Here is a 20,866-nt window from a genome sequence, read left to right as displayed (position 1 = left end):
CCAAAAGTCAAGTAATAAGCATAAAAATGTGAAAAAATTTAAAAAAAGAAAATAAGTGGAGGGAAAACTCAAAAGAGAAAACCCTAAATCCACTTATATAGAGCATCTATAGTTTCCTAGGTGTCTCTTCATTTAATGAGGAGGATAATCTTCTGCACTTACTATCGACTTAAAACAACTTATGGTAAAATAAACTGGAAGTATTGAGGGGACGAGTATTGGCAGTAAATTTGATACAAGCCTAACTCACGACGTGATGGCCACTTATGTATTCGATTGCTGAAAAACAGGATCTGGAAGCAGAATGAGATAAAGGAGAAGCGATTGTGGTAAAGAAAAAAAGTAAACGCAAGCGAACCAGTTTGCTTCAACGGTCGGTTCTGATCATTCTGACCTTTACAGGCACTCTAGCCATACTGGCTTCTTCGATCGATAGCAGTCAGACTGATGAACAGAGCGAAGGATTTGCTGGAGACAGAACAGAGTTTATTCAAACAGTGGCAGCATATGCTGTGCCTCTGCAGGAAACTCACGGGATCTGGCCCAGTATCACCATTGCTCAGGCCATAGTTGAATCAAACTGGGGACAAAGCGGACTGGCTTTAAACGAACAGAATTATTTCGGTATCAAAGGGTCTTCAAGCCAGCCAGCTTATGCCACACTTGAGTATGAAGATGACTGGGTAGAAATCCAGGCCTCATTCAGAAGTTACGACTCACTTCAGGAATCAGTGGAGGATTACGCGGAACTTATTGCCGGGGGTACAAACTGGAACCCGGATCTCTACAGGCCTGTGATCGAAGCAGACACATACAGAGAAGCTGCATATGCGCTGAAAAAATCAGGGTATGCGACCGATCCGACCTATCCTGACAAACTGATAGAAATTGTCGAATTATACAATCTTGATCAGTATGATCGTTAAAATTATATAGTAAAGAGGGAATACTATGACAGACAAAAAATATCCGCAAGTTCGTACGCACTTATTCAAAGATTATATCGCAGTACCGGAAGTCATCAGAAAATCGAGCGGTATCCTGATCAACGGGAAACGATTCAAGGCTCTGATGTTCACTACAGACATTGCCCTGATCATGAACAACGATGCTGATGCGATCATGGCAGTCTATCCGTTTACACCGCATCCTGCGATTATTGAAGCTATTACATCTGTTTCAACCATACCCGTCATGGCAGGCATAGCCGGTGGAACCACCCAAGGGATCCGATCAGCTAATATGGCTCTCTTTGCCGAGTCTCATGGATGTAAAGCGGTCGTCATCAATGCTCCGACACCGACTGATACGATTGAGAAAATCAACGAAGTGATCGACATTCCAATCATACTTACAGTTGTATCTGAGTATACGGACATTGAAGAGAAAATCAAGGCTGGAGTGGACATCATCAATGTATCCGGTGCGTCAAAAACAAGCAAGATAGTAAGAAAATTAAGAGAAGCTTATCCGGACATTCCGATCATTGCGACAGGCGGTCCGACAAATGAAAGTATCCTCGAAACCATCGATGCCGGAGCTAATGCAATAACCTATACGCCACCATCAAATGGTGAGCTGTTCAGCCGCAAGATGATGGATTACAGAGAAAGAGAAAAAGACCGATTTGAAGAAGAAAAACTAATCTGATTTGAAGGAGTTGCTGAGTTGAATAATAGCAGAAGAACACCAAAGAACAGGAATACCAGACGATCGATCTGGATTGCAGTCGGAACCGTTATGGCTGTCGGAGGATGGATCGTCTATACAAACTGGCGAGAAGAGCAGCGGGCGATACAGCGTCAGGAAGACGTGGAGGCTGCAGTCGACTCTTACCTGACAGCAAAAACAGCATCCGACTTTGATACTTTTGTTTCCACATTATCAATTCAATCGGTATCTGAATCTGATTATACTGAAGAAGAACTTGCCGAGCGCTATGAAACGATTTTTCAGGGGATCGGTGCAAATGATCTGGCTGTTATGGATCAGGAGATTCTCCTAGATGAAGAAGCAGATCAGTATAGACTGACTTACACGCTTCGCATGGACACCGTCTTAGGGCGTCTGGATGACTTGAGATATGAGACAGTCATTCAGGAAACGGAAGACGACATAACACTTGAGTGGGCCCCCTCGCTTATACTGCCCGGCATGGAAGAAGGGGACAGCGTACGTGTGTCCTTTACAGAACCTGATAGAGGATCGATCTATGACCGGCATGGCAATCTTCTTGCTGGAGAAGGAGATGCCTATCAGGCTGGCTTGTATCCGGCATCTCTTGGAGAAGGGGACCAGCGAGCGACTAATCTCGACATAATCAGCGAGACATTCGATGTCAGTGTCGACCATCTTGAGAACCTGCTGAATCAGGCATGGGTGACAGATGAAAGTCTAGTGCCGTTCACAGTAGTTGAGGAAGGTGAGACTCCGGAAGTGACTGGGGTAAGGTATCAGCGTACCAGTGAAAGAGTCTATCCTTTAAATGAAGCAGCTGCGCACCTCGTTGGCTATATCGGTGAAGTGACGGCTGAAGACATTCAGGAAGATCCGACCCTGGCATCCGGACAGATCGTAGGGAAAGCCGGCCTTGAAGCCGTCTTTGACTCTCAGCTCAGAGGACATACTGGAGGCAAGATTTCAATAGTAGATACCAGTGACGAAGTAAAAGAAGTCATCATAGAAAACGAGCGACAAAATGGACAGTCCGTTCGTCTGACAATAGACAGTGATGTTCAAAGAGACCTCTTCGATTCATTTGAGAATGAACCGGGTGCAGGAGCGGTTATGCATCCATTGACAGGTGAGCTGCTGGCTCTAGTCAGTGCACCATCATACAGTCCGCAGTCCTTCACGAGAGGTATTTCTGCTGAAGAATATTCTGGCTACATGGATGATGAAAACACTCCTTTTGTAAATCGCTATACAAGTCGATACGCTCCCGGATCGACCTTTAAAATCCTGTCCTCTCTTATTCTTCTGGATGACGGCGGAATCGATCCTGATGAAACAAACCGGATCGAAGGCCTGCAGTGGTCACCTGATCTTCCAGGTTTTGGAAATCACAGCATTACGAGAGTCAGTGAAAGTGTGAGCGATGTCGACCTCGCAACAGCTCTAATTTATTCTGATAACATTTACTTTGCCATGGAAGCTCTGGATATGGGGGAAGAGGCCTTCACTGAGTCACTAAATCAACTCCCCTTTGGAGATAACCTTGATCTTCCTTTTGACATGACACCAGCACAGTTTGCTAACGATGATACCATTGACGGTGAAACGCTTCTTGCTGACACAGCATATGGACAGGGACAAGTCCTGATGAACCTCATTCATCAGCTGGTATTCTATTCACCGGTCGTCAACAACGGGCGGCTGACCTATCCGACAGTTCTGTTAAATGAACAGAGAGAAAATAGTGATCAGCTGTTCACTGATGAATCTGTCAGTATTGTAAGGGATGGTCTGATAGAGAGTGTAATGCATCCTAATGGAACAGCTCGTGGACTTCAGAATGTGAGCCACTCTACAGGAGCAAAAACAGGGACAGCAGAAGTCGCTGGAGAAGAAGGAAACGATACAAACGGCTTTTTATATGTGTTTGATGCAGATGATCAGACCTACTCGTTCGTTGGTTTTCTTGAAGGACAGAGAAGTGGAGATGTCATTGACCGGTTTGACACATTCCTTGATAATCTCAAACCCTCTATATCAGATTATGCCGTCAATTAAGGCAGTTTCGTGACAAGATGAAATACTTGTTGTATCCCTGATGTGTATATGATATATTGACTGTGTTTTTTGTATGAAAGGTTTTTAATAACAAAGGAGAAGTTATGAATAGTGACCCTTGGAGTATACAGCCCTTTATTGGGCCAATAATAATCATCATCAGTCTGATTGCAGTTCACGGCATACTGTCTGCAGCTGAAATAGCAATTGTTTCGATCAATCCCAATAAAATGATTGAGCGTTCTTTAGAAGGCAATAAAAAAGCAAATCGCGTCCTTAAAATACTGGATCAGGCGGATGCTTTTCTGACTACTATTCAGGTGGGCCTGATGCTCTCATCTTTACTGATCAGTGGAGCAGCTGTCTACTTTGTGAGTCTGATTTTCACAGCAGCAGATTTTCCATTTACTGAGAATCTGGCTACTGGAGTCCTGTTCAGTTCTCTGATCATGACTCCAATCGTTATTCTTCTGGGAGACAAGCTGCCAAAAGCGATTGCTGCTCAGAATCCTGACCAGACAGCCATGGCACTATCGGGTATGGTCTATGTCCTGCGTACAGTGACGCGACCTGTTGTATGGGTGATGGATCTTAGCTTGAGAGGCCTTAAACGCTTCCTGCCGATTAACTTCAAAATGAACGAGAAAGCTATCACCAGAGACGAATTCCGATCATTTCTTGAACACAGTCATCAGCATGAAGTCATCGATATTGATGAGTTTTCAATGCTGAAGGGTGTTCTGTCACTGGATAATAAAATCGCCCGCGAGGTAATGGTGCCAAGAACGGATGCATTCATGCTTGATTATGATGATCCGAACGAGGAGAATATTCAGAAAATGCTTGAAACCCCTCATTCGCGGGTCCCGTTGTACTTTGAAGACAAAGACAACATATTGGGTATCGTTCACGTCAAGAATCTGCTTAAGGAATCGAAAAACCAGCCCCTCTATTCGATCGACTTAAAGTCCATCAGTAACGAGCCGCTGTTTGTTCCTGAAACGATTTACATTGACGATCTTATTTTTCAGATGAAACGCACACAGAATCAGATGGCAATATTGAACGATGAATATGGTGGTGTTGTCGGGATCGTTACTCTTGAAGATCTGCTGGAAGAAATCGTTGGAGAAATTGATGATGAGTATGATGAGTCAAACAATTTAATTGAAGAAATAGACGAGATTCATTATAGTGTAGATGGAGCTACACCACTTGATGAATTTAATGAGTTCTTTGACACTACCATCGACTCTGAGGATGTAGACACGATTGCAGGATATTTCATCACAGAGTACGGCAGTATTCCAGATGAAGAAGAGTCGGCTTATATCGAAGTACAGCAGCTCCGTCTGACTGTAGATAAGATGGAAGGATCAAGGATCAAGGATCAGTAGTCTGATCATTGAAAAATTAACTGAAACAGAAGATGCTCAACATTCAAATGGAGCAGAAGAAGAGTCATAAGGGGATCGTTCACCTGTACTCTTTGAAACAGGCTGAGACAGATTCGCTGTCTTGGCCTCTATTCTTATTAATTTGTAAAGGTTAAGATTAATTGCGTGTCTAGCTTAAAGTGCCAGCCTCTCGAGAAAAAGATAAATTAACCCATTGGGCAGGAAGCTCTTCTGCCGGATACTCTGTCTCTACGCATTGGAAATGCTAGAGTCACAGCAATTCGGGGTTAAATTTCATCTACTCGCTATCGCTCGGTTGATCTCAAGTATATCTGTAAGAGCTGAAGCTCGAACAGATACTAAGGTATTTTCTTTTCGAGGCTGAACGGCACTCGAAGCTTTTCTTATTATCACAAGCAGAAAGGGAATCGATTAGTGGGATTAAATTGGGGAATACTTGCAGCAATATTTATCATCAATGTCGTATATGTCACTTTAAGCACGGTGAGACTGATGCTGACAATGAAAGGGTGCCAGTCAGTGGCTCCTTTCGTAGCCATGATTGAAGTTGCCATATATGTTGTAGGGCTCGGACTAGTGCTGGACAATCTGGATAATGTATTCAATGTCATTGTCTATGCAGTAGGATTCGGAGCTGGTATTTATGCTGGTATGAAAATAGAAGATAAATTGGCTCTAGGCTATATTCTCGTCACGACTATCGTACCTGAGAATGGCTGGGATGTCGCTGAAGAAATTCGCGGGAACGGGTATGGCGTGACGATTTCTCAAGCCTACGGACCTGAAGGCAACCGGTTTGTTCTGGAAATCCTCACTCCGCGTTCCAACGAAAGAGGCTTGTACAAGCTGATTCATGAAATTGAACCGAAGGCGTTTGTTATATCTTACGAACCTAAGTATATCAATGGCGGATTCTGGACAAAACGCATGAAAAATAATAAAGCTCAAGTGAAGAATAATCCACAGGAAAGTCCGTTCGTTGAAGAGTAAGAATTGGAGTGAAGTGACATGAGTAACTGGGTTCGACCGGGAAGTACGATCGGAATAATAGGTGGAGGAAGTGTAGCAAGACTGCTTGCTTTGTCAGCCAAAAAGCTTGGATATACAGTCGGACTGATCGATCCGGATGCAGACTGTCTGGCAAAATCAGCTTCAGACTGGTTTTTGAAAGCTGATTTGAATGATGAGAAAGCACTGCTCGATTTTGCAATGAAAAGCAATGTAGTTATCTATGAATCAGAAATTATCCACAATGATGCAATTAGAAAGATGATGAGAGCTGTTCCGGTGCCTCAAGGTGAAGAGATCCTATCTGTTTCTCAGGATCGGATGCTGCAGAAGGCATTCCTGGAGTCAGCGCGCGTAAATATCGCACCTTATGCTACAATCGTCTCGCTCGATGATATAAGAGAAGCCATCAATGGAATCGGCTTTCCGTGTGTACTTAAAGCAAACAGTGCTGATGAGCGGTTCAAGGATCATCTGATCCTTTATGATGAAAGTGACATTGACTCAGCAGAACCGTTTCTTAAACATGGAACGTGTGTGCTTGAAGCATGGATTCCAGCCGACAAGGAGCTCTGCCTGGGGATCCTCAAAGACAAGGAGGGCAGACTGTCTACTTACCCGGTGTGTGAACTGAGATACGTACGAAATGAATTTAACCATTCAATTGCTCCTGCACGGATAAGTGATGATATTGCAAAAGAAGTTGAACGTATCGGCATAAGTATTGCCGAACAGCTGGACTTCACAGGAGTGATAGCCGTTGAGCTGTTCAGCATTGAAAGTGGCGCACTGTATGTCAATGAAATTGTCGCACACCCACATCGGGGATGCCATTATACATTCAATTACTTGAATTTCTCTCAATACGATGCACACATTAAAGCTGTAACAGGATGGCCGCTGCGAATCGATACCTCAGTTGACCGGGCAATCATCATGCAGTCAGTGAAGCAGAAGCATCTTCAGTCAGCTTATACATTGGCACAAGTCAAGCCGGACTGGCAGTACACATTTTATGATAACAGGGGAAGCTCATCAACTGATGAGTGCGGCCATATAACTATTGAAACTGACAATATAGGAGACACACTAGACACATTAAGAGAATTTGTTGAGTAAGAGGACGGGCTTATGGTACGAAGAAGAAAAGTTGAAGAAAAAGCATATGATTTTATAAAAAATCAGATTACGACCAGCCAGTGGCTTGAGGGACGACAGATCAAGGAACTTGAAATCGCAGATGTACTTGAAGTTAGTCGCACGCCTATCAGGAATGCCTTTTTACGTCTGGAAGAAGAAGGTTTTGTGAGTATTCTTCCTAATAAAGGGGTGTTTGTCGCGCAGACCGCTATTGATTTGAAAGGTTTGAAAGACAGATTATATTATCTGGAGACTTTGTTTCAGCATGTCCTATATAGCATGGAACGGTCTGAAACAGATTTGTCTCACAGACGTTTTTCCATACTGACAGAAAAGATGCGAAAGACTATAAAGTCTAAAACTGGAGAATTTGAACAGCTGGAAAATCTGTTCTGGAAGACTGTCCTGGAAAATCACGACAATCTATATATGAATCACTCGATTCTCCAGACTCTTCATTCGATTTATGGCGCTGATGGTCATGCCCGGATGATATTGAACGAAAGTCGTCAAGTGAAACTGTCCCACTATCAGAATATTTCAGATTTGCTTGGAGAAAACAATTATGTTTATGCAAGACGAGAAGTAAGGATTCTACTCAACCAGCTTCTGATCAACTTGATTCAGGGCATTGACTAAATTAAATCACCATACATGAGCAAGCACAAAATCCCTTTAACCGACAGGATATGCCGGGCAAAGGGATTTTGTGCTGCCACGGGGCGAACACCACATGACGAAAGTCCAAACTCTATGATAGAGGTGTGGAAAGAGCCCCTGGTTTTCTGTATAATAAGACAATGTATGAAGACTTGAAAGGATGAAGAAAGTGGTACTGCGAGACGATATATTAACAGGTATGAACCCCAAGCAAAAAGAGGCAGTCAAGCATACTGACGGACCTTTACTGATCATGGCAGGAGCAGGATCGGGTAAGACACGAGTACTGACCCACCGCATCTCTTATCTGATTCAGGAAAAAGGCGTCAGTCCATGGAATATCCTGGCTATCACTTTCACGAACAAGGCAGCGTCGGAGATGAAAAGCAGAGTAATCAAGCTGGTCGAGCATGGCGGAAGCGAAGTGTGGGTTTCGACTTTCCATTCGATGTGTGTACGGATTTTAAGAAGAGAAATCGACCGCATCGGCTACAGTTCATCGTTCACGATAGCTGACCCAGCTGAACAGCTCACATTGATGAAGAAAATACTTAAACGACTGAATATCGATCCGAAGAAATACAATCCGAGAGCGATTCTTGGAGAAATAAGCAACGCTAAGAACAAGCTGCAGGATGCAGCAGCATTTAGCAACGAAGCGCACGACTATTTCGGCAAAATAGTTGCTGACTGCTATACTCATTATCAGAGAGAACTGAGACAGTCAGAAACGGTCGACTTTGACGATCTGATCATGCTGACTGTCAGACTGTTCGAGGAGCATAAGGATGTTCTTGAATATTATCAGAGTAAATTCCAGTATATCCACGTGGATGAGTATCAGGATACCAACCATGCTCAGTACAAGCTCGTCAACCTCCTGGCTAGTCGACTGCGTAACTTATGTGTCGTAGGTGATGCGGACCAGAGCATCTATGGCTGGCGTGGAGCGGATATGGAAAATATCATGAACTTTGAACGGGACTACTCGGATGCGAAAGTCGTTCTGCTCGAACAGAACTACCGCTCGACACAGACCATTCTGAAAGCTGCGAACGCAGTCATATCCAACAACTTGAATCGTAAGAAGAAGAACCTCTGGACAGACAATGCCGGTGGAGACAAAGTAGTCTATTACCGAGGCGGAAATGAACACGAAGAATCAAGATACGTCGTTCAGCAGATTCAGAAAGAAATGGAAAGTGACCCGACTAAAGAATACGGGGACTTTGCTGTGCTGTACAGGACAAATGCTCAGTCACGTGTAATGGAAGAAACGCTGATCAAGACGAATATCCCATATAAAATGGTCGGTGGACATAAATTCTATGACCGTAAAGAAATCAAGGACACATTGGCTTACTTGACCCTGATCGCGAACCCTAAAGATAACTTGAGCTTTGCTAGAGTGGTCAACGAACCAAAAAGAGGCATCGGAAATACGACTGTCGACAAGCTGGCAGCTGCTGCGGAAGAAATGGGCTGGAGCCTGTACGATGCTGCGCTCAATGCGACGAGTATCAACTTGCCGGCACGTGCCGCTAAAAAGGTCGAAAGCTTTGCCATGATGATTCAGGATTTCCGCAAAATGTCTGAGTTTCTGTCGATTACAGAACTGACACAAGAAGTGCTGGATAAGTCTGAGTATCTGCCTACTTTGAAGAAAGAGCGGACACTTGAAGCTGAAACACGGGTAGAAAATATTCAGGAATTCCTGACCGTTACTAATCAGTATGACGAATCGGACCAGGAGGAAAAAAGCCTGATCGACTTCCTGACTGACCTGTCACTTATTTCCGATCTTGATAATCTGGAAGAAGAACCGACTAGTGAACTGACATTGATGACTTTACATGCAGCAAAAGGACTTGAATTTCCGATCGTCTTCCTGATCGGGATGGAAGAGGGGCTGTTCCCGCTATCCAGAGCAGAGATGGAGGAAGAAGAAATGGAAGAAGAGAGACGACTGGCTTATGTCGGTATCACTCGTGCAGAAGAAAAACTTTATCTGACGAATGCATCAACACGTACGCTTTACGGACGTGTCCAGTCAAATAGAGCTTCCCGTTTTCTGGATGAAATCGATGCGGAAGCTGTTGAGCGTGAAGAATCAAACACGATCCGTCCTTTCTCCAATGGCATGTACAAGGGATTTGGAGGTAGTGCCAATGATCCGTTTGCTAAAACTGCAAAACGTGCAAGGCCACCGAAAATTTCATCGCATCCGACTGGAAACAGCGGAGCTGAAAAACTGGAGTGGACCGTTGGAGACAAGGCGAAGCACAAGGTGTGGGGTGACGGTACCGTTGTGAAGGTCAGCGGAAAAGGAGACGACCTGCAGCTGGATATCGCTTTTCCAGGTATCGGGATAAAGCCGCTTCTGGCCAGTTTTGCCCCGATCGAGAAAGTATAATGTAATATAAATACAATAAGAGAAAGAAGGATCAGCATGGTGTCTCATGAGAAATCTTTCGACCAGGCCAAGATACGTGTAGATGAACTGGTCAGCAAACTGGATCAGTACAGTCATGAATATTATGTGCTGGATCAGCCAACCATCCCTGATGAGGAATATGATAAGCTGTACCGCGAACTGGTTGAGCTGGAAGAGGCTTACCCGGAACTTATACAGAACAATTCTCCTACTCAAAGGGTAGGTGGAACATTGCTGGAAGGGTTCGAAAAAGTTGCTCACGACACCCCTATGCTCAGTCTTGACAATGCATTTTCAGAAGACGAGCTGATGGCCTTTGACCGGCGTGTCGCTCAACTAGTAGATGCCCCTTATTCTTATCACTGTGAGCTGAAGATCGACGGACTGGCTGTTTCGCTGAAATACGTGAACGGCAAACTTCAGCAGGCAGTTACGCGTGGAGACGGAACTGTGGGTGAAAATGTCACGGCTAATGTACGGACAATAAAATCGATTCCGTTGACACTGAAAAAGCCCCTGACGCTTGAAGCCAGAGGCGAAATCTACATGCCGAAATCATCATTTATTGCATTAAATGAAAAAAGAGAAGAACAGGGCGAGGCTGTCTTTGCCAATCCCCGTAATGCTGCTGCAGGCACATTGAGAAATCTTGACCCGAAAGTTACGGCGTCAAGAAATCTCAGCGTATTTTTATACGCCCTGACTAACGTATCGGAACAGCCGGTCGACACACAGGATGCTGCATTAACGATGCTTGACCAGCTCGGTCTGAAGACCAATCCTGAGCGAAAAGTTTTCGATTCGATGAGTGACGTATGGTCATTCATTGAAGACTATCAGGAAAAACGGACATCACTTCCCTATGAAATCGATGGGATCGTGATCAAGGTCAATGAACTGGTCAATCAGGAAAAAGCCGGCTATACAGTCAAAGCCCCACGCTGGGCTATAGCTTATAAATTTCCGGCAGAGGAAGCCCGTACGACGATTCGTGAAGTGGTGTGGTCTGTCGGCCGGACTGGAGTCGTGACACCTACAGCAATCATGGATCCGGTTCAGCTGGCAGGGACAACTGTTCAGAGAGCCAGTCTGCACAACATCGATCTCATGATCGAAAAGGATATCAGACTAGGTGACACAGCAGTGGTCAGAAAAGCGGGAGACATCATTCCCGAAGTCATTAAAGTAGATGTGGACGAGAGAAGTGAGGACAGTGAGCCTTATGTCTTTCCAACACATTGTCCGGCCTGTGACAGCGAATTGATGCATCTTGAGGACGAAGTAGCCCTCAGATGTATGAATCCTTCCTGCAGTGCGCAGGCTAAAGAACGACTGAGCCATTTTGTTTCCAGGAATGCTATGAATATAGATGGACTGGGAGAACGAGTGGTGAGTCAGCTTTACGAAAAAGGCTTGGTCAAAGACGTAGCCGATTTGTATTATCTTGAAAAAGAAGCACTGCTTGAACTGGACAAAATTGCTGATAAATCAGCGGACAACATGCTTAAAGCCATTGACGCTTCAAGGTCCAATTCACTTGAACGACTAATATTCGGACTCGGAATCAGACATGTCGGATCTAAAGCAGCCCGACTGCTGGCTGAAGAATTTGAATCGATCGATCATCTGAAGGCGGCGTCATTGGAATCCATCAGAGCTATCGAAGGCATCGGTGAAAAAATAGCAGACAGTATCCATTCGTTTTTTGAGCTGGAAGAAGCAGAAGACCTGATCGACAAGCTCAAAAAAGCTGAAGTAAGTATGACTTATACAGGGATCAAACAAAAAGAAGTAAAAACAGATTCCATGTTTGCTGATAAAACAGTTGTCATTACAGGAAAGCTGGAACACTTTACACGAAACGAGTTAAAGGAAAAACTGATCGAATTAGGTGCAAAGGTAACCGGCAGTGTATCGAAAAATACAGATTACCTGATTGCTGGAGAAGAGGCTGGAAGCAAGCTGACAAAGGCTGAAAGTCTGGATGTGCCGATTATCGATGAAACAACAGTAATAGAGGAGATTTAAAAATGAAAAGAAAAGAGAGTGGAAGTCAGTGAAAAATAAACGGCTAATAGGCATGCTGCTGACAAGTGCTTTGTTTCTGTCTGCCTGTGGATTCTTTCCGGATCCTGTCGATCCAAATCAGCCACTTGCTGAAAATGGTGAAATATCTGAAGAAGGTGAAGCTGACGGACAAGATGAAGAGTCATCCATTGTAGAAGTACAGATTGATTCTGAATATTACCGTCCTGTTGTCAGAGAAGACGGAACTTACGCTCCGAGCCAGTCGAGAGGGATTACTCGTCGACTGAATTCCAATTTGAATATGAGAACTTTCGAAAGTGACTTGATGCGTCATGCTCAGCGTTATTTTCCAACGAGTGATCATTTTTTCCAGGAAGGACAATTTATCCCATCCGCAACCATTAACAGCTGGCTGAGAAGACAGGAGCCTGTTGAAGAAGATGAGGATAACGAAGAAACAACAGAAGAAGCAAGTGAAGACCTCGGCTTGAATCCCGAAGACAATTCCGGAGCAGATTCACAAGAGCGGAATCCCATATATTTAAGTTCTATTCTAGAACATAACTTTTATGAACAAACAGATGATGGCCTTAAACTGGCCGGCATCAGCATTGGTCTTGCAATGAACTCTGTGGACTACTACGGTGATAATAGAGATCAGGAACAGATTATTCCTCTGGATGAGCTGCTTGAAGAAGGACAGGTCATGGCGGATAAGATCGTTTCTTACTTAAGAGAAATGGAAGAACTGGCCGATGTCCCGATCATGGTAGCTTTATTTGAGCAGTCCAGACGAGACAGCTTGGCACCAGGAACGTATTTCGCTGAAGGATTAAGCGATAGTGGCAGCGATTCTGTAAACAGCTGGAATCGTATCAATGAAAATCGGCTTGTCTTCCCGCTGGAAGGCATGCAGAGTGCGGAAGGAAACAGTTTTGCTAATTTCCGCTCTGAAGTAGAAGGGTTCTTCCCTAATGTCAGCGGAATTACAGGTGTCAGTCACTATATAGAGGAGCAGCTGGTTCATTTAGAGATCAATGTCATGACTCAGTTTTATGGGAAAGGTGAAATCATTGCCTTTACTCAATTTGTCAATGAAGCAGCAATCAATTATCTGCCAGAAAATGTTCCAGTCGAAATCAGACTGGAATCTTTGAACGGAATGGAAGCTTTTCTTCAGAAAGACAGTGATGACCAGGAATATTACGTAATGATTTTCAATTAAAAACACGCAAATGTGGAAAGAAGGGATGAACAAGATGGCAATAAACAAAGAAACAGTAAAGCAGGTTGCTAAACTGGCTAAGCTTGAGATTGGAGAAGAGGATATTCTTACATTTACTAAAGAAATGGACAGTATCATCGAAATGGTCGAGCAGCTGGAGGGACTGGATACGGAAGGCATTGAAGGCACGTATCATGGACTGAATCAGCATAACGTCTGGCGTGAAGATAAATCTGAAAGCGGGACAGATAGAGAAGACCTGTTTAAAAACGTGAAGACCCATAAAGACGGCTACATTGAAGTGCCGGCAATGTTTGACAACGGAGGGAGTGAAGCTTAATGAACTTTCTAGATTACACATTAGAAGAACTGCATGACAAACTCGTCAGTAAAGAACTGACAGCGGTCGACCTGGTTGAGGCATCCTATAGACGTATTGAAGAAACTGATGAGCAAGTCGGTGCATTCCTGGCTCTCAGCAAGGAAGAAGCACTGCAGGCTGCTAGAGAAACAGATGAAAAAGGCATCGATCCGAATAATGTGTTAAGCGGACTGCCAGTTGGGATCAAAGATAACATCTTGACAAAAGGAGTAACCACAACGGCCTCTTCTAAAATGCTGGAAGACTTCGTTCCTATCTATGATGCGACAGCAACTGAAAAACTGAAGGAAGCAGGAATGATCTCAGTCGGGAAACTGAACATGGACGAATTTGCCATGGGCGGATCCACTGAAAACTCTGCATTCAAACTGACGCGTAACCCTTGGGATCTTTCTAAAGTTCCTGGTGGATCATCCGGTGGTTCAGCTGCGGCTGTAGCGGCTGGTCAAGTGCCTGTTTCACTCGGTTCAGATACCGGTGGGTCCGTCCGCGAACCGGCTGCCTTTACTGGACTGGTCGGGGTTAAACCAACATACGGACGTGTCTCTAGATACGGGCTGATTGCTTTCGGTTCAAGTCTGGATCAGATCGGTCCATTTACTAGAACAGTTAAGGATAATGCTCTGGTACTCAACGCAATAAGTGGACATGATCCAAAAGACTCTACATCTTACAGTGGAGAAACACCAGACTTTACTGATGGCATCGATAAAGGTGTAAAAGGTTTGCGTATTGGTGTACCGAAAGAGTACTTCAATGAAGACGCTCATGAAATTGGTGTAATAGAATCAGTTCGTAAGGCTCTAAAAATTTATGAAGAACTGGGAGCGGAAATTGTTGAAGTCAGTCTGCCTCATTCACGTTATGGTGTTCCAGCCTACTATATTATCGCCTCTTCTGAAGCTTCAAGTAACCTGCAGCGTTTCGACGGGATCCGTTACGGCTACCGTTCAGAAAATGTCAGCTCACTTGAAGACATTTACGTCAAGACCCGTTCAGAAGGATTTGGACCTGAAGTGAAACGTCGGATCATGCTTGGGACATTCTCCTTGAGTTCTGGCTTCTATGATGCGCACTTCAAGAAAGCAGCTCAGGCGAGGACTCTGATCAGAAACGATTTCGATACAGTCTTTAAAGATGTAGACGTGCTTGTAGCACCAACTACGACGACAACTGCATTTGAAATCGGTGGAAAAATAGACGATACACTTGCTATGTACATGTCTGATATTCTGACGGTTCCTGTGAACCTTGCAGGCGTGCCATCACTTTCCATCCCTTGCGGCTTTTCAAATGATATGCCGGTTGGTATGCAGATCATCAGTAAGCATTTTGATGAGCAGATGATGTATCGTGTCGCTTATGCATTTGAGAAAGAAACAGACTTCCACAAGAAAAAACCAGCATTCAAGGGAGGAGAATAAAGAATGAATTTAGAACCCGTAATTGGACTTGAAGTACACGTTGAACTGAAAACTGAATCAAAAATGTTTTCTCCATCCCCGGCTCACTTTGGTGCAGAACCAAATACGAACACAAATGTTATCGACTGGGGACACCCTGGTGTGCTTCCTGTTGTTAACAAAAAAGCAATCGAGTTTGGAATGAAAGCCGCACTCGCTTTGAACTGTGAAATCGCGACCCATACAAAATTTGACCGTAAGAACTATTTTTATCCAGACAATCCTAAGGCTTACCAGATTTCTCAATTTGACCAGCCGATCGGATATGACGGATGGATCGAAATCGAGGTCAAAGGTGAAAAGAAAAAAATCCGTATCGAACGGGTACACCTTGAAGAAGATGCTGGAAAAAACATGCACGGTGAGGACGGTTCATCTTATGTCGATCTGAACCGTCAGGGTACACCTCTGATCGAAATCGTTTCTGAAGCAGATATGCGCTCGCCTGAAGAAGCGTATGCTTACCTGGAGACACTGAAACAGCTGATTCAATTCACTGAAGTATCTGATGTGAAGATGCAGGAAGGATCAATGCGCTGTGATGCGAATATCTCCTTGCGTCCATTCGGTCAGGAAGAATTTGGAACAAAAGCTGAACTGAAGAACCTGAACTCCTTTACTTATGTCAGAAAAGGACTGGACTTTGAAATCAGCCGTCAGGAGAAAATCCTGAATGCGGGTGGTGCATTGGATCAGGAAACCAGACGTTACGATGAGTCAACGGGCAAAACGATCCTCATGCGTACGAAAGAAGGGTCAAGTGACTACCGTTACTTCCCTGAACCGGATATTCCAAATCTGGTCATCAGCGATGAATGGATCGATTCAGTCAGAGCCTCTCTGCCGGAAATGCCTAAAGAAAGACAGGCACGCTATGTCAAAGAGTTCAACTTACCTGAATACGATGCGGTTGTTCTGACGGCGACAGTTGAAATGTCCAACTTCTTCCAGGGAACGGTCGATAATGGTGCCGATCCTAAGCAGGCTTCGAACTGGCTGATGGGTGAAGTATCGGCTTACCTGAACAGTGAACAGGTCGAATTACTGGATACAGCTCTTACGCCTGAATCACTGGCAGAAATGATCAACCTGATTGCTGACGGGACCATTTCGTCTAAAATTGCCAAGAAAGTCTTTAAAGAGCTTGTCACAAACGGCAGCACAGATGTAAAAGCTTTAGTAGAAGAAAAGGGCTGGGTTCAGTTAAGTGATCCATCTAAACTTCTTCCAATTATTACTGACACACTTGATAAAAATGAACAGTCCATCGAAGACTATAAGAACGGAAAAGACCGTGCATTAGGCTTCCTCGTCGGGCAAGTCATGAAACAGACAAGAGGTCAGGCCAACCCTGGAATGGTCAACAAATTATTGAAACAAGAGCTGGACAAAAGATAGATAGAGTAAAGGAGAGGATGTACATGAGACGTCGAGCCAGGATCATTTATAATCCCACATCCGGGAGAGAAACATTAAAACGAGCACTTCCGGAGATTTTGAATGTATATGAAAAATGCGGGTACGAAACGAGTGCGTTCTGTACCACCCCGACTCCTCTAAGTGCTCAAAATGAAGCGGACCGATGTACGAAAGATGGTTTCGATCTCATTATTGCTGCTGGTGGAGACGGGACGATCAATGAAGTCATCAATGGGATTGCTCCTCATGAATCACGCCCGAAACTGGCGGTCATTCCTGCAGGGACGACGAACGACTTCGCCAGAGCACTCAACATTCCGCGTAACGACTTTGTCAGAGCAGCTGAGTTAATCAACACCCATCAGTTTGTCAAAATGGATATCGGTAAAGTTATTACCGCTTCACAGGAACGTTATTTCATGAATATCGGTGCAGCGGGATCGCTGACCGAAGTGACCTATGATGTACCGGCAAACATGAAGTCCATTTTCGGTTCCCTTGCTTACTTTGTAAAAGGAGCTGAACTGCTTCCACGTATAGGTAAAGTGCCGGTGAGCATTTCTTATGATGGCGGTGTTTATGAAGGGACAGCTTCCATGCTTTTTGTCGCCTTGACCAACTCAGTAGGCGGATTTGAGAAAATCGCTCCTGACAAGAAACTGGGCGATGGCAAATTTACGCTGATCATTGTTAAAACGACGAACATTGCTGAAATTCTGAGACTACTTACCTTAGTCATTAATGACGGCAGGCACGTCAATCACCCGAAAATCATCTATACAAAGACATCTTCAGTAAAAGCCGAGTCATTGGTCGATAAACCACTGATGATCAATATCGATGGCGAGTACGGTGGTGATGCACCGGCAGAATTTGTCATGTATCAGCAGCATATGGAACTGGTAGCTGACCTTTCTGGAATGCATCTGACTGTCGACAGCAGGGATGCCGTGACCATCGAAAAAGAAAGTGAATTTCTTGAAGGTGTTTCTCAATTGGATGAAGTATAAGCACACAAAGCGCACAGATTATTTTCTGTGCGCTTTCGTTGTGTGACATGTATACTGAAGATAAGTAATGAACCATAAGGAGACGAGTAATGTCAAAAGATAAGAACAAGACAGCGACGCCTGTCAGGAAAAACGAGACTTTGGAAGCAGAGATTATTGATCTGACTCATGAAGGAATGGGTGTCGCAAAGATAGAATACTATCCGATATTCATCGAAGGTGCTCTAGTTGGAGAAACCGTAGAATTCAAAGTAATCAAAACGAAAAAGACTTTCGGATTTGGTAAGCTACTCAAAGTGATTGAAAAAAGTCCGGACCGCGTAGAGATTGAAGATGAAATCTATGCACAGACCGGTACGATGCCTCTTCAGCATTTGTCATATCCAGCACAGCTGAACTTTAAAAAAGAACAGGTCGAAAAAGTCCTGAGTAAAATTGGTAATTTGAGTGATATCGCTGTCGAAGAAGTCATTGGAATGGACGACCCCTTTGGGTACAGAAATAAGGCACAGGTGCCCGTCAGAAAAATAGATGGTCGTCTGACTACAGGATTTTTCCGTAAGAACAGTCATGACGTCATTCCGATAGAGGACTTCAAGATCCAGGATCCGAAAATCGATCAGGCCATCCTTACCGTGCGTGACATCATGCCCAAGTTCCATGTCAAACCGTACAATGAAAAGGCGCACACCGGCTGGCTGCGTCATATCATTGTCAGAAGAGGGTACTTCAGCGGTGAACTTATGGTTGTACTAGTAACCAACACACATGATTTCCATAGAGAAGAAGAAATCGTCTCTGCACTGACGAGAGCTCTACCGGAAATGGTCAGCCTGATCCAGAATATCAATACGGAAAAGACCAACGTCATACTTGGCACGGAGTCTCGAGTGTTATTCGGTCAGGACAGCTACAAAGACGATCTGCTGGGCTTCACCTTTACGATCTCACACCAGTCCTTCTATCAGGTTAACCCAGTCCAGACAGAAAAACTGTACCAGACTGCCGTAGACTTTGCCGGACTTAGTGGAAATGAAACCGTGATCGATGCCTACTGTGGGATCGGGACACTCACCTTAGCTTTGTCTAGACAGGCTAAACATGTACACGGCATGGAAATAGTAGAGCCTGCAATAGAGAACGCCAAACTGAACGCCGAAACGAACGGTGTAGCCAATGTCTCATTCGAAGTCGGACCAGCTGAAAACATCATTACAGAATGGGCAAAGGCAGATAAGCGTGCAGATGTCATCGTCGTCGATCCGCCTAGAAAAGGTCTGGCACCTGAATTCATTGATGCTGTACTGACCATGAAACCGGAAAAAATGGTCTATGTCAGCTGCAACCCTGGGACACTGGCCAGAGATCTGAAGATCTTATCCGAAAGTGGATACACAGTCGAAAAAGTTCAGCCCGTAGATATGTTTCCTCAGACATATCACGTTGAGACGGTAGTATTGATGTCAAGGGTAGAGAAGTAAGGATGTAATAAGATAAGTAAATAAAGGCTTTCCGTGATTTGAACTTATATTTAAGTCGAGTTCAAGGTCACGGAAATTTTTATTGTGAGAACATATCTAAAATCTAAAAATAGTAGGGTTGTGTAGATGGAATTACTTTCAGCCTTGCGAGTTGACGAAATTACTGTAAAAAATATGGTGAGTGGATATTATTACTGTGAAAATCGGAGCAAGTTGACAAGATGACTGTAAGTATTTTTTAGTAATATAAAACCACCTGCTTATCTAAACAATCAGTAAAACGGGACTTGCTATACTTGAAAAAACAATGCTTTTGTGGTATAGTAGTAGCACCTAATGGAGGTGTAAGTATGCATGGAGGATACAGAGAAGGCTCTGGTAGGAAAAGCGATAGAGATAAAAAGCAACCTGTAACAATCTATTTGAATAGCAAAGATAGAAAATTCATCGAGAATTCACCGTTGCCTGATTGTAATAGCTTCTCGCAAAAATGTAGAAAATTACTTGAAATGGGGATAAAGAAATTGGAATCAGAACTTAAACGAGAAACAAACGAAATAACATTTATAGATTTATTCTGTGGTTTGGGCGGAATTAGAATAGGGTTTGAGCAGGCACTTAATGAGTTTGACCTAAAAGGAAAATGCATATTTTCTAGCGATATCAAACCTGCAGCAATCAAAACTTACGAATTCAACATATTCGCCTTGCCGAAGGGTCGACAATAAAAATCTTTTTGCGGTTCTTGATCGAATGAAATATCACACCGAAAATTAGCCACTGAAAAGATATGTCTAATTTGTCTATGGCGTGCTATTACACTCAATCTTTTCAATTGTGCAGAAGATAAAACCCGAGTTGATAAGTGGTAGTCTGGTGTAAAATGGTGGTGGTTTATTCTCAGCTGTTTATCTTGGAATTTCAACAATTGATACTGGTCTAAAAAGTTGATACAAGAGGTTTTGAAAATTTGCTAAAAATTAAAGCTATCTATTTAATTCACAACATTTCAAAACAGAAACGTTGATAATGATTTTCCTATGAATAACCAGACTTTTTACTTCTCTGTTGAGAATGGAAAAAGAAAAACTCAAAAATAAACCACACCTTCTTATAATCAAAGCAGAAAATACCAATCTAAACAGTTGTGACAAAAAAGAATCTTTTACAAAGCCCGTTTCTGTCATCATCAACCACCCCCCGAACAGCCCAAAAAGACGGTCTGTTCTCCTCCGTGGCGGTAGCTAATGCCATACACTTATTTCAATTTAATCTGAAATTAGATCATAGAAATACATATATAATAGCAAAGAAAATCTATTATGTATGCATTATTTCTCATATAAAACTCATAACTTTACGACACGTTGATTTTTTTTGAAAGTTCCGATCAGAGGTTTTTTTGTTGTTAAAGTTCCGGTAAAAGTTTCTTACACTATAATAGTGTTGTGTGGTCCTGTTTGGAA

At 43.6% G+C, this 20,866-nt stretch carries 16 protein-coding genes; all 16 read left to right on the top strand.

Going from position 1 to position 20,866, the window contains the following annotated elements; translation table 11 throughout:
• Positions 1 to 326: 326 nt before the first annotated feature.
• The 16 genes from ACYQ2O_RS01185 (at position 327) to ACYQ2O_RS01110 (ending at position 20,128) form a co-directional block, all read left to right on the top strand.
• Complete coding sequence (locus tag ACYQ2O_RS01185; RefSeq protein ID WP_346025332.1) at positions 327 to 926, top strand: glycoside hydrolase family 73 protein; 600 nt, start codon at positions 327 to 329, stop codon at positions 924 to 926.
• Between the two features lie 25 nt (positions 927 to 951).
• The gene (locus tag ACYQ2O_RS01180) at positions 952 to 1,650 is read left to right on the top strand and encodes a beta/alpha barrel domain-containing protein (protein ID WP_346025333.1); all 699 of its coding nucleotides are present in this window, start codon (positions 952 to 954) and stop codon (positions 1,648 to 1,650) included.
• Positions 1,651 to 1,668: 18 nt separating this feature from the next.
• Positions 1,669 to 3,732 (top strand): penicillin-binding protein PBP4(5), encoded by a 2,064-nt coding sequence (pbp4, locus tag ACYQ2O_RS01175; protein ID WP_346025334.1) that lies wholly within the window; start codon positions 1,669 to 1,671, stop codon positions 3,730 to 3,732.
• Positions 3,733 to 3,836: 104 nt separating this feature from the next.
• Positions 3,837 to 5,129 (top strand): hemolysin family protein, encoded by a 1,293-nt coding sequence (locus tag ACYQ2O_RS01170; RefSeq protein WP_459795833.1) that lies wholly within the window; start codon positions 3,837 to 3,839, stop codon positions 5,127 to 5,129.
• 435 nt (positions 5,130 to 5,564) lie between these two features.
• A complete protein-coding gene (locus ACYQ2O_RS01165) occupies positions 5,565 to 6,140 on the top strand; it encodes a DUF2179 domain-containing protein (RefSeq protein WP_346025336.1) in 576 nt (191 codons plus the stop codon).
• 18 nt (positions 6,141 to 6,158) lie between these two features.
• Positions 6,159 to 7,277 (top strand): ATP-grasp domain-containing protein, encoded by a 1,119-nt coding sequence (locus tag ACYQ2O_RS01160; RefSeq protein ID WP_346025337.1) that lies wholly within the window; start codon positions 6,159 to 6,161, stop codon positions 7,275 to 7,277.
• Positions 7,278 to 7,289: 12 nt separating this feature from the next.
• Positions 7,290 to 7,937, top strand: a complete 648-nt coding sequence (locus tag ACYQ2O_RS01155; protein ID WP_346025338.1) for a GntR family transcriptional regulator — start codon at positions 7,290 to 7,292, stop codon at positions 7,935 to 7,937.
• Between the two features lie 181 nt (positions 7,938 to 8,118).
• Positions 8,119 to 10,371 (top strand): DNA helicase PcrA, encoded by a 2,253-nt coding sequence (gene pcrA / locus ACYQ2O_RS01150; protein WP_428830631.1) that lies wholly within the window; start codon positions 8,119 to 8,121, stop codon positions 10,369 to 10,371.
• A gap of 36 nt (positions 10,372 to 10,407) precedes the next feature.
• A complete protein-coding gene (gene ligA, locus ACYQ2O_RS01145) occupies positions 10,408 to 12,420 on the top strand; it encodes an NAD-dependent DNA ligase LigA (protein ID WP_346025340.1) in 2,013 nt (670 codons plus the stop codon).
• Positions 12,421 to 12,448: 28 nt separating this feature from the next.
• Complete coding sequence (locus ACYQ2O_RS01140) at positions 12,449 to 13,645, top strand: CamS family sex pheromone protein (protein WP_346025341.1); 1,197 nt, start codon at positions 12,449 to 12,451, stop codon at positions 13,643 to 13,645.
• Positions 13,646 to 13,679: 34 nt separating this feature from the next.
• Positions 13,680 to 13,985 carry an Asp-tRNA(Asn)/Glu-tRNA(Gln) amidotransferase subunit GatC gene (gene gatC / locus ACYQ2O_RS01135; protein WP_346025342.1) on the top strand — a complete coding sequence of 102 codons (306 nt, stop codon included), beginning with the start codon at positions 13,680 to 13,682 and terminating at the stop codon, positions 13,983 to 13,985.
• Entirely contained in the window at positions 13,985 to 15,451 is a 1,467-nt protein-coding gene (gene gatA / locus ACYQ2O_RS01130) for an Asp-tRNA(Asn)/Glu-tRNA(Gln) amidotransferase subunit GatA (RefSeq protein ID WP_346025343.1), read from the top strand. The genes gatC and gatA overlap by 1 nt, the downstream gene beginning before the upstream one ends.
• 3 nt (positions 15,452 to 15,454) lie before the next feature.
• Positions 15,455 to 16,888, top strand: a complete 1,434-nt coding sequence (gene gatB / locus ACYQ2O_RS01125; protein ID WP_346025344.1) for an Asp-tRNA(Asn)/Glu-tRNA(Gln) amidotransferase subunit GatB — start codon at positions 15,455 to 15,457, stop codon at positions 16,886 to 16,888.
• Positions 16,889 to 16,911: 23 nt separating this feature from the next.
• Positions 16,912 to 17,919, top strand: a complete 1,008-nt coding sequence (locus ACYQ2O_RS01120; RefSeq protein ID WP_346025345.1) for a diacylglycerol kinase — start codon at positions 16,912 to 16,914, stop codon at positions 17,917 to 17,919.
• Positions 17,920 to 18,008: 89 nt separating this feature from the next.
• A complete protein-coding gene (gene rlmD / locus ACYQ2O_RS01115; RefSeq protein WP_346025346.1) occupies positions 18,009 to 19,400 on the top strand; it encodes a 23S rRNA (uracil(1939)-C(5))-methyltransferase RlmD in 1,392 nt (463 codons plus the stop codon).
• A 350-nt stretch (positions 19,401 to 19,750) separates the two neighbouring features.
• Positions 19,751 to 20,128, top strand: a complete 378-nt coding sequence (locus tag ACYQ2O_RS01110) for a DNA cytosine methyltransferase (protein WP_346025347.1) — start codon at positions 19,751 to 19,753, stop codon at positions 20,126 to 20,128.
• Positions 20,129 to 20,866 lie beyond the last annotated feature (738 nt).

Source organism: Alkalibacterium sp. m-11 (assembly GCF_054658155.1).
The sequence above is the reverse complement of the archived record's forward strand: the minus strand, read 5'-3'. Positions and strand labels throughout refer to the sequence as shown.